This is a genomic window from Micromonospora sp. URMC 106 (assembly GCF_051386395.1).
Lineage (GTDB): Bacteria > Actinomycetota > Actinomycetes > Mycobacteriales > Micromonosporaceae > Micromonospora.
Genome location: NZ_JBPQTP010000169.1, coordinates 1 through 9,865 on the forward strand (window position 1 = coordinate 1; position 9,865 = coordinate 9,865).

Annotated in this window: 9 protein-coding genes and 2 pseudogenes; 2 read left to right on the forward strand and 9 right to left on the reverse strand. The window is 74.0% G+C overall.

What is annotated here, in order from left to right; translation table 11 throughout:
* From ACSNOB_RS30485 to ACSNOB_RS30500, 4 genes and pseudogenes are all read right to left on the reverse strand, one after another.
* Window positions 1-118: pseudogene (locus ACSNOB_RS30485) on the reverse strand (FxsA family protein); the annotation flags it as partial.
* An 84-nt stretch (window positions 119-202) separates the two neighbouring features.
* The gene (locus tag ACSNOB_RS30490; RefSeq protein WP_436690735.1) at window positions 203-1,012 is read right to left on the reverse strand and encodes a polyprenol monophosphomannose synthase; all 810 of its coding nucleotides are present in this window, start codon (window positions 1,010-1,012) and stop codon (window positions 203-205) included.
* A gap of 9 nt (window positions 1,013-1,021) precedes the next feature.
* Window positions 1,022-2,640: pseudogene (gene lnt / locus ACSNOB_RS30495) on the reverse strand (apolipoprotein N-acyltransferase); the annotation flags it as partial.
* A 30-nt stretch (window positions 2,641-2,670) separates the two neighbouring features.
* On the reverse strand, window positions 2,671-3,345 hold the full coding sequence (locus ACSNOB_RS30500) for a winged helix-turn-helix transcriptional regulator (RefSeq protein ID WP_436690719.1): 675 nt from the start codon (window positions 3,343-3,345) through the stop codon (window positions 2,671-2,673).
* 79 nt (window positions 3,346-3,424) lie between these two features.
* Between ACSNOB_RS30500 and ACSNOB_RS30505 the strand changes: the two genes are divergently transcribed.
* Together ACSNOB_RS30505 and ACSNOB_RS30510 are read left to right on the forward strand one after the other, a co-directional pair.
* Window positions 3,425-3,931 carry a pyridoxamine 5'-phosphate oxidase family protein gene (locus tag ACSNOB_RS30505; protein WP_436690721.1) on the forward strand — a complete coding sequence of 169 codons (507 nt, stop codon included), beginning with the start codon at window positions 3,425-3,427 and terminating at the stop codon, window positions 3,929-3,931.
* Entirely contained in the window at window positions 3,928-4,614 is a 687-nt protein-coding gene (locus ACSNOB_RS30510; RefSeq protein ID WP_436690723.1) for an alpha/beta fold hydrolase, read from the forward strand. The genes ACSNOB_RS30505 and ACSNOB_RS30510 overlap by 4 nt, the downstream gene beginning before the upstream one ends.
* Before the next feature lie 438 nt (window positions 4,615-5,052).
* Here the strand turns inward: ACSNOB_RS30510 and ACSNOB_RS30515 are convergent, their stop codons facing one another.
* The 5 genes from ACSNOB_RS30515 to ACSNOB_RS30535 all read right to left on the reverse strand — a co-directional run.
* On the reverse strand, window positions 5,053-6,390 hold the full coding sequence (locus ACSNOB_RS30515) for a glutamate mutase L (RefSeq protein WP_436690725.1): 1,338 nt from the start codon (window positions 6,388-6,390) through the stop codon (window positions 5,053-5,055).
* Window positions 6,387-6,779 (reverse strand): hotdog domain-containing protein, encoded by a 393-nt coding sequence (locus ACSNOB_RS30520; RefSeq protein ID WP_436690727.1) that lies wholly within the window; start codon window positions 6,777-6,779, stop codon window positions 6,387-6,389. Before ACSNOB_RS30520 ends, ACSNOB_RS30515 begins: the two co-directional genes overlap by 4 nt.
* The gene (locus ACSNOB_RS30525; RefSeq protein WP_436690729.1) at window positions 6,776-7,570 is read right to left on the reverse strand and encodes an OAM dimerization domain-containing protein; all 795 of its coding nucleotides are present in this window, start codon (window positions 7,568-7,570) and stop codon (window positions 6,776-6,778) included. The genes ACSNOB_RS30520 and ACSNOB_RS30525 overlap by 4 nt, the downstream gene beginning before the upstream one ends.
* Window positions 7,567-9,129 (reverse strand): lysine 5,6-aminomutase subunit alpha, encoded by a 1,563-nt coding sequence (locus ACSNOB_RS30530; RefSeq protein WP_436690731.1) that lies wholly within the window; start codon window positions 9,127-9,129, stop codon window positions 7,567-7,569. The genes ACSNOB_RS30525 and ACSNOB_RS30530 overlap by 4 nt, the downstream gene beginning before the upstream one ends.
* A gap of 70 nt (window positions 9,130-9,199) precedes the next feature.
* Window positions 9,200-9,865: amidohydrolase family protein (locus tag ACSNOB_RS30535; protein WP_436690733.1), on the reverse strand; the 666-nt coding region annotated here is incomplete at its 5' end.

The following is a 9,865-nucleotide window of genomic DNA, read 5'->3' on the forward strand; positions in this document are numbered from 1 at the left end:
ACACCGCCAGCAGCGCCGAGCCGAACCCGATCGCCCGGCCCACCACGACGAACACCGCCAGCTCCAGCAGCACCGCCAGCAACAGGCCCAGCGGAACGTACCTCAGTCCTCGGCGCATCTCACCTCATCCGCCATCCGCGACGCCTGCGGTTGCGGTCGGTCGATCCGCGCAGGCGTTGCGTCCAGCATGACACGCCCGGGCTCAGGGCCACCGCACCTGACCGGTGGGGGTGCCGTGCAGGCCCCGCCGCAGCGCCGTGCGCCGGTCCTGCACCCCCCACGCCGTGATCCGCCACAGCGCCTCCGCGATGATCAACGGGCTCATCTTGCTGCTGCCGCGTTCCCGCTCGGCGAACGTGATCGGCACCTCGACGATGCGCGCCCCGGCCCGGTGCGCCAGCCGGGACAGCTCCACCTGGAACGAGTAGCCCTGCGAGCACACCGACCCCAGGTCGATCTCGTCGAGGGCCGACAGCCGGTACACCCGGTAGCCGCCGGTGGCGTCGGACACCGGCATGCCCAGCGCCAGCCGCGCGTACAGGTTCCCGCAGCGCGACAGCAGCAGCCGCCGCAGCGGCCAGTTCACCAGCCGCGCGCCCCTGGTCCACCGCGAGCCGATCACCACGTCGGCGTCGCGGGCGGCCGCCAGCAGCGTGGGCAGGTCCTCCGGGGCGTGCGAGCCGTCGGCGTCCATCTCCACCACCGCGTCGAAGCCGCGCTCGCGGGCCCACGCGAACCCCGCCAGGTACGCCGCGCCGAGGCCCTGCTTGCCCTCGCGGTGCAGCACGTGCACCCGCGGGTCGGCGGCGGCCAGGGCGTCGGCGAGCGCGCCGGTGCCGTCGGGGCTGTTGTCGTCGGCGACGAGGATCTCCACCGCCGGGGCGGCGCGGCGCACCCGCGCCACGATCCGCGCCACGTTGTCGGCCTCGTTGTAGGTCGGGATCACCACGAGCACCCGACCCACCCCCGGCTGAGCGGCGTGCGGTCCCCGGGTGTCGGTCGTCTGGCCCACCGTCGCTTCCCCCTCCGCCGGCGTACCGGCTGGTGTCATCCGGCGCGGTGCCGGCGGCGCAGCACGGCCGCGCCGAGCAGGGCCGCCACCGCCAGGGCGGCCAGCGCCACCTCCGGCCACAGGCCGACGCGGGTGGCCAGGGTGCGCCCGTCGTCCAGCCGCAGCTGCCGCACCACGACCGCTCGGGTGTTGAACCCGGTGGCGTCGCTTACCCGCCCGTGCGGGGCAACGAACCCGGACACTCCGACCGTGGAGGCCATCAACGCCGGCCGGCCGTGCTCGACCGCGCGCAGCCGCACCATGGCCAGCTGCTGGCGCGCCTCCGCCGCGTCGAAGGTGGCGTTGTTGGTCTGCACCACCAGCAGCTGCGCCCCGCCGGTGACGGTGTCGCGGACCACCTCGTCGTAGGCGACCTCGAAGCAGATCACGTCACCCAGCACGGCCGCGCCGGCGCGCAGCACGCCCGGCTCGGTGCCGGGCACGAAGTCGGCCCGCACCCGGTCCACCTGCTTGCTGACCATTCGCGCGAGGTCGCGCATCGGCACGTACTCGGCGAACGGCACCGGGTGCCGCTTGGTGTAGACCTGCCCCAGGTCGGGTCCGGTGCCGGGGCGCCAGAGGATCCCGGCGTTGCGGACCTGACCGTCGTCGGGGCCGCGCAGCACCGCGCCGACGAGGATCGGGGCGCTGATCGCGTCGGCGGCCCGGGAGATCTGGGCGCCGGCGTCGGCGTCGCGCAGCGGGTCGATGTCGCTGGAGTTCTCCGGCCACACCACCAGGTCCGGGCGGCGCTGGGAGCCGGCGGCCACCCGCTCGGCCAGCTCGACGGTGGCGTCGACGTGGTTGCCGAGCACCGCCTTGCGCTGGGCGTTGAAGTCCAGCCCCAGCCGCGGCACGTTGCCCTGCACGATCGCCACGGTGACGGTGTCGCCGTCCCCGGTGGCGGCCACCGGCACCAGCAGCCCCGCGGCGGGCACCGCGAGCGCCCCGGCGGTCAGCCCGGCGACCGGCACCCACCGGCGCGGCCCGTCCCACGCCCGCCACGCCGCCGTGGCGAGCAGCCCGCCGGTGAGCGCCACCGCGAAGGTCACCAGCGGCGCGCCGCCCAGCGCGGCCAGCCGCAGCAGCGGCGAGTCGCCCTGACTGAACGCCAGCCGCCCCCAGGGGAATCCGCCGAACGGGGTGCGGTCGCGCAGCGCCTCCTGACCCACCCACAGCACACCGGTCAGCGCCGGCCAGCCCCACCGGGCGCGCTCGGCCAGCGGGGTGGCGTACGCGCTCGCCGCGCCCAGCAGCGCCAGGTAGCCGGCCTGCAGCAGCGACAGCAGCGCCCACGGCAGGTAGCCGGTGTGCAGGTTCGTCCAGCTCAGCAGCGGCGCGAACAGCGCCACCCCGGTCAGGAAGCCCAGCGCGGCGCCGGCGCGCACGCGGCGGCGGTGCGTCGCCACGGCCAGCAGCGCCACACCGACCGGCGCGAGCGGCCACACCCCGTACGGGGGAAACGCCGCCAGCAACGCCAGACCGGCGGCCACCGCCATCGGCGCGGCCACCCGCAACGGCAGCGCGCGCGGCGCGGCGTCGGGCACGCGCGGGACGTCGGCGCGCGGCTGGCTATCCACGGTCGTCACGGGCACCTCACCTCGATCACGCGCCGAAGGCTACCCGGCGGCCGGCACCGCACCAGCGTCACCGGTGGTCACCGGGCGGGTGAAGCAGCCGAGGAACCGCTCGGCGACCTGCCGCTCGCCGCCGACGCGCAGCGCGCCGCGGCGCTGCGCCTCGTCGCGGGGCAGGTAGCCGTAGACCACCTCCAGCAGGGTGCGCGGGTCGGTGTCGACGACGGCGGCGCAGCGCTCCCCGCCGCCGCGGGTGATGCGCAGCCCGGCCGCGTCGGTGTCGGCGACGAACCGGTCGGCGCCCAAGCGCAGCCCCACCGGCCCCGCCGGGCCGCCGGCGGGGCCCGGGTCGTACGTGGTGCGCAGGGCGAGCATCAGGGCGTCGACGCTGAGCTGCCCGCTCGCCGGCAGCGGCTGCCGGCTGCCCCAGCGGCCCAGCGCCAGCAGGCTCTCCTCCAACTCCCGCCCGCGCGGGGTGAGTTCGTACACGCGGACGCTGGCCGGGGGGCCGAGGGCGCGGCGAGTCACCACGCCGGCCCGCTCCAGCTCGCGCAGCCGGGCGGAGAGCACGTTCTGGCTGATGGTGGGCAGGCCACGGTTGAGGTCGGAGAAGCGTTTCGGCCCGAGCAGCAGCTCCCGCACGATCAGCAGCGCCCAGCGTTCGCCGACCACGGCCAGGGCGCGGGCGAGACCGCACAGATCGTCGTAGGAACGCATGCGACCAGGGTAGCCAAAGCGCTTGCCCGAACGAAGCGGTCACTCCTAATGTAGGAGTGAGCCGTTCGAGGGAGACGCCATGACCGCGACCACCGCCCTGCCGCAGGGCGACGTACGACTGCTCGACCACCCGGTGGCGCAGCGGCTGCTGGCCTCCACGGAGCTGGCCCGCCTGGCCTACGTCGCGCCCGACGACACCCCCCGGGTGCTGCCGATGCTGTTCCACTTCACCGGCGACGAGGTGGTCTTCTGCACCTTCGCCGGCGCACGCAAGATCAGCCACCTGCGGACGCGACCCGACGTCGCGGTCACCATCGACACCGCCGCCACGCCCCCGCAGGTGCTGCTGCTGCGCGGCCCGGTCACCGTCACCGACGTCGACGGACCCGCGCCCGAATACCTCGCCGCCCACCACCGCTACGGCGGGCAGGACCAGCACGACGCCGTGCTGGCCGAGATGCACGGCCAGCAGGTACGCATGGCCCGCATCGGGCTGCGCCCGTCGTGGGTGGGGGTGCTGGACTTCACCACCCGCTTCCCCGGCGGCGGCACCGCCGACGACTTCGCCGCCCGGGGCCGCTCGTGACCTACGTGCTGATCCCCGGCGCGGGCGGCAGCGCCGACTACTGGCACCTGCTCGTCGACGAACTGCGCCGCCGCGGCCACGACACCGTCGCGGTGGACCTGCCCGCCGCCGACGACACCGCCGCCCTGCCCGAGTACGCCGACACGGTCCGCGCCGCGATCGGCGAGCGCCGCCAGGTGGTGCTGGTCGCCCACTCCCTCGGCGCGTTCACCGCCCCGCTGCTCGCCGACGACCCGCGGGTGACGATGATCGTCCTGGTCAACCCGATGATCCCCGCCCCCGGCGAGACGGCCGGGCAGTGGTGGGAGGCGACCGGCCACGCGCGTGCCCGCGCCGCGCACGCCGCCGCGCAGGGCCGCACCCCCAGCGACCACGTCGACCTGGCGGTCGACTTCTTCCACGACGTCGCCGAACCGGTGGTGGCCCGCCTCACCGCCGCCGACGCGCCGCAGGAGTCCGAGGCGGTGTTCACCCACCCCAACCCGCTGCGCCGCTGGCCGGACGTGCCCACCCGCGTCGTCACCGGCCGCGACGACCGGTTCTTCCCCGCCGAGTTCCAACGCCGCCTCGCCCGCGAACGCCTCGGCGTCGACGTCGACGTGCTGCCCGGCGGCCACCTCATCGCGCTGAGCCAACCGCGGCGCCTCGCCGACCAACTCGACGCCTACCGCGCCGGCGCGTGAGGTTTCCCCGGCTCGAGGCGACACCGGCCGAAGAGGCACCGGCCGGGGAGACGAAAATCGGGGCGCGGCTCGCGCCGCGCCCCGATGCTCCCAGGCCCTTCCCGGCCGGTGGGGCGAGAATGAGCTGCGCCGACCTTCGGACCGACCCGACGCGGACTGGCTGCCCCCGCCTGGCCGTTGTCTACTGGCCGTGCACCTCACCCTGCCCGTACACCGGTAACCGCGGCCGGTTCGCGCCGCCCCGCCGACCCCCGCCCGCTGGACCTGGCCGCCGCGACGCACCACTCACATGTCGCTCGGCCAGCGGACGAAGGGACGAAGCGAACAACAGCCGCTTCCCGTAGTAGGACTCAAAGACGGTACGGCGTAGACCCCCGCCGCTGTCAACCCACCCCGGCCTGTCGTGTGATGTGCCACGGCGTGTCGCGTCGGCGAGTCTCAATCCGTCGCCAGGTGACGACGCAACAACGCCGCCGCCGCCCGAGGATGCTCGGCGGCCAGCAGCCCACCGGCGGCCAGCACATAGTCGGAGTCGACGACCGGCCGGGCCGCACGCGGCAGCGCCCACCCCCCGGCGTGATCGCTCAACACCGCCCCCAACACACCGGCCGCGTCGGCCGGCGCCGCGTGCCGCAACACCCCACCGGAACCGACGAGCAGCCGCACGTCCCGCAGATCCCGCCCCGCCCGCTCACCCGTGCCCGCACCACGGGCGTGCCGCCGCAACGCCACCGTCGCCGCCAGGGCCGCGATCCGCGCGTCCACCGCCCGATCCGCCTTCCCGCGCGGCAGGAACCCCGGATCGTCGGCGCGCACCGCCGCCGCCGCGGCCAGGTCCTCGCGCTCCACGTCGGTCAGCAGCCGCTCCTCCGCGGCGGCCCGCACCACCCCCGGCGCGCTCCACCGCACGCCCAGGTCCCCCTCCACCGTGCGCGCCCGCCACAGCGACCCCGCCACCTCCCGGCCCGGCCCGCTGGCCCGCTCATCCGGCGTCAACACCGAGTACACGTCGGTGGTGGCGCCGCCCACGTCCACCACCACCAGGTCACCGCCGAGAGCGTCGGCGAGCACCTCCACACCGGTGAGCACCGCGTCCGGCGTGGCCGCCCGCACCAGCCGCGCGAACCGCGTCCCCCGCGACAGCCGCTTCCCGCCGATGACGTGCCGCAGGAACACCTCCCGGATCGCCGCCCGCGCCGACCCCGGCGCCAGCACCCCGATGCGGGGCAACACGTTGTCCGCGACCGTCACCGGCACCCCCGCGTGAGCCAGCAGCGCGTGCAGGTCGGCACGCACGTCGACGTTGCCGGCCAGCACCACCGGCACCCGCCAACGCGCCCTCGCCAACCGGGTCGCGTTGTGCGTCAGCGTCTCGGCGTCACCGCCGTCGGTGCCACCCACCAGCAGCACCACGTCCGGGCGGGCCGCCCGCAACCCCGCCAGCTCCGCCGCGCCGAGGCGACCCGCCGCCACGTGCACCACGTTCGCGCCCGCCGACAGACCCACCCGCCGGCCCGCCTGCGCGGTCACCAGGTGCTCGTAGCCGACGACCGCCAGCCGCAACCCACCACCGGCCGACGAACACACGTACCACGGCGCGTCACCCAACCCGAGCGCGGCGGTGGCCGCGCCGACCGCCGCGTCCAAGCCGTGCAGCACATCCGTGCCCACCGTCGTGGGCGCCGACGCCGCCGCGACCAACGCGCCCGCGTCGAGGTCCACCACCGCCACCTTCGTGTACGTGGACCCGACGTCGGCGCAGACCGCGTGCCTCACGCCGGCGGCGGAACGACCACCGTGCCGGTCGCGGTGACCGCCACAACCGGCTCGTCGAGCACCTCCGCAGCCGACTCACCCCTGTCCGGACGACCCCGGCACACCACCCGCGCCACGAAGTCGATCGTGCGGCTGCGGGTACCCACCCGGGTCACCGTCGCCGTCACCTCCAGCACGTCCCCGGCCTTCATCGGCGCCCTGAACTGCACATCCGAGTACGACGCGAACAACCCCTCGTCGCCGTCGGTGCGGATACACACCTCCGTCGCCACGTCCCCGAACAACCCCAACGCGTACGCCCCGTCGACCAGGTTGCCCGCGTAGTGGGCATGCGAGTACGGCACATACCGCCGGTGGGTGACCGTCAGACCGACCCGGGAATCACTCATGCCTTCGCCTTCTTCTCCGTGATCAACGCGTGCACCAGGTAGCTCGCCACCTCGCCCGGCGTGGTGCCCCGACCGAAGATCCGGTCCACGCCCAGCTCACCGGCCATCGTCTCGTCGAAACGCGGCCCACCCACGATCAGCAGCGGCCGCTTCCCGGCCGGCATCGCCTCCCGGAACGCCGCCGACATCTCCCGGGTGTTGTGCAGGTGCGCGTCACGCTGCGTCACCACCTGCGACACCAACACCGCGTCGGCCTTCTCCACCCGGGCCGCCTCCACCAACTCCGGCACACTCACCTGCGCACCCAGGTTGGTGACCTTCAACTCCCGGTAGTACTCCAGGCCCTTCTCCCCCGCGATGCCCTTGACGTTCAGGATCGCGTCGATGCCGACGGTGTGCGCGTCCGTGCCGATGCACGCCCCCACCACCGACAACTTGCGCCGCAACCGCTGCTTCACCACCGCGTTGACCTCCTTGGCGCTCAGCAGCGGAAAGTCACGCTCCACCACCTGCACCGCCGACAGGTCCACCAGGTGGTTCACCCGCCCGTACACCACGAAGAAGGTGAAACCCTCACCGATGGGCTTCGCGTGCACCAGCATCGCCGGGTCCATGCCCATCTTGTTCGCCAACTGCACCGCCGCGCCCTCGGCCCGCTTGTCGTGCGGCACCGGCAACGTGAACGACACCTGCACCATGCCGTCGCCGGTGGTGTCCCCGTACGGCCGCACGATCCTCTTCTCGGCGGCCCCGCCGCCGGGCGCCGCCGCGCCGACCTCGACGCCGCTCACGCCGCATCCCCTTCCAGGAGCTCCGTGGCCGGATTGAAGTAGTCGGCCTCGTGCGCGGCCACCCCCGCCAGACCCTTGCCCCGGTCCGCCGGCCGCTTCATGATCCCGAACGTGCCCTCGGCGATCGCCGTCAACAGCGACTGCTCACCGATGCGCTCCAGCAGGTCGACCGCCTCAGCGAGCACCCGGTTGGCCCGCTGCTGGATGAACCCGCCCGGCGCCGGCACGAAGTCCTCGTGCAACCCACCGGCCGCACCCAGCACGTACCGCACGTTCTGCAGGGCGATGTCCCGGTCCGACAACCACGGCGTCACCACCGCCTCGGTCATCATCCCCACCAGCAGGATCCCCTGACCGGTCATCGCGCCCACCAGGTTGAAGAACCCGTCCAGCAGGTTCCCCCGGAACACGTCACCCGTCATGTGCTTCGTCGGCGGCATCCACTTCAGCGGCGCGTCCGGGAACAACTCCCGCGCCAACAGCGCGTGCGCCAACTCCAACCGCAACGACTCCGGCACGTCCGGGTTGATCTCGAACGCGTGCCCCAACCCCAACTGCCAGTCCGCCAACCCCGCCTCGTGCGCGAAGAACTCGTTGAGCAGCTGCGACACCGTCACCGTGTGCGCCTCGTCCACCGCGTCCGCGGTGGTCAGGTAGTTGTCCTCACCCGTGTTGATGATGATCCCCGCCCGCGCGTGCACCTGCCGCGAGAACCGCTGGTCCACGAACGTACGGATCGGGTTGATGTCACGGAACAGGATCCCGTACATCGAGTCGTTCAACATCATGTCCAGCCGCTCCAGGCCGGCCAGGGTCGCCATCTCCGGCATGCACAGCCCCGACGCGTAGTTCGTCAGCCGCACGTACCGGCCCAACTCCTTCGACGACTGATCCAACGCCGCCCGCATCAACCGGAAGTTCTCCTGCGTGGCGTACGTGCCGGCGAACCCCTCCCGGGTCGCGCCCTCCGGCACGTAGTCCAGCAGCGACTGCCCCGTCGACCGGATCACCGCGATGACGTCCGCCCCGGCCCGCGCCGCCGCCTGCGCCTGCGGAATGTCCTCGTAGATGTCCCCCGTCGCCACGATCAGGTAGATCCACGGCCGCTGCTTCGGATCACCGAACCGCTTCACCAGGCGGTCCCGCTCCGCGCGCCGCCGATCGATCAACCGCACACCCGCCCCGACCGCCCTACGGGCGGCCTTCCGCGCCGCGGTGGCCGCCTTCCCGGTCGGCTGCTGGAACCGCACCGACCCGGCCGCCGCCTTCTGCGCCAGCAACGTCACGTCGCTGATCTGCTCCCGCGCCAGGGCGTCGAACACCGGCAGCGCCACCCCGTGCCCCAACCCCACGTCCGCGACCACCGCGTCGACGAGCCGGTTCACCCACGGAATGCCGTCCGGATCGGCGCCGCTCACCCCGGCCAGCCGCAACACCGCCCGCTCCACCGACACCGTCGTGTGGCTGCGCGCCAGATCCACCACCGGCTGCCCGGCGCGGCGCGCCAACTCCCGCGCCCGCGCCACCAGCCGCGGATCAAGGTCAAGCTTGCCCGTCACACCATCACCTCACGCTCGCCGACGACCCGGCACGCCCGCGCGGTGTCGATGCCCCGCTCGCTACGCTCGCTCACGCAGACCCTTCCTCGTAGATCACGTCACCGCGCAACACCGTGCGCCGACACACCGGCAGCGGCGTCGGATCCTGCGGACCCCGCGCCTCCGGCTCCCGCGCCAACAGCACCGGCAGACCCCGCTCCACGCCCGCCGGCGTCGACCACACCGCGAACGTCGCCGGCGCCCCCAACGCCAGCACACCCTCGTTGTCCAGGTGCACCGCCCGCCACCCGCCACGGGTGTGCGCCGCGAACGCCGCCCGCACACTCATCCGCTGCGTCGGGTTGTGGTGCCACACCGCCGCCCGCACCGAACCCCACGGGTCCAGCGGCGTCACCGGCGAATCGGAACCGAACGCCAACGCCACCCCGACGCCGTGCATCGCCCCCATCGGGTTCGACTCCAACGACCGGTCCAACCCCAACCGCGACTCGTACATCCGGCCCGCGCCACCCCACAACCGGTCGAACGCCGGCTGCATGCTCGCCACGATCCCGTACTCCACGAACCCGGCGATCAGCCGCTTGTTCATGATCTCCGCGTGCTCCACCCGGTGCCGCGCCGCCCGCACCCGGTCCGTGCCCAGCTTCTCCGCCGCGCCGGCGAAACCCTCCAGCACCGTCGAGATCGCCGCGTCACCGATCGCGTGGAACCCGCCCTGCACCCCGTGCGCCGCGCA

Bases quoted from the DNA above. Each gene is read 5' to 3' on its own strand.
- ACSNOB_RS30520 (WP_436690727.1), bottom strand. From the start codon at position 6,779: ATGAGTGATTCCCGGGTCGGTCTGACGGTCACCCACCGGCGGTATGTG.
- ACSNOB_RS30505 (WP_436690721.1), top strand. From the start codon at position 3,425: ATGACCGCGACCACCGCCCTGCCGCAGGGCGACGTACGACTGCTCGAC.
- ACSNOB_RS30500 (WP_436690719.1), bottom strand. From the start codon at position 3,345: ATGCGTTCCTACGACGATCTGTGCGGTCTCGCCCGCGCCCTGGCCGTG.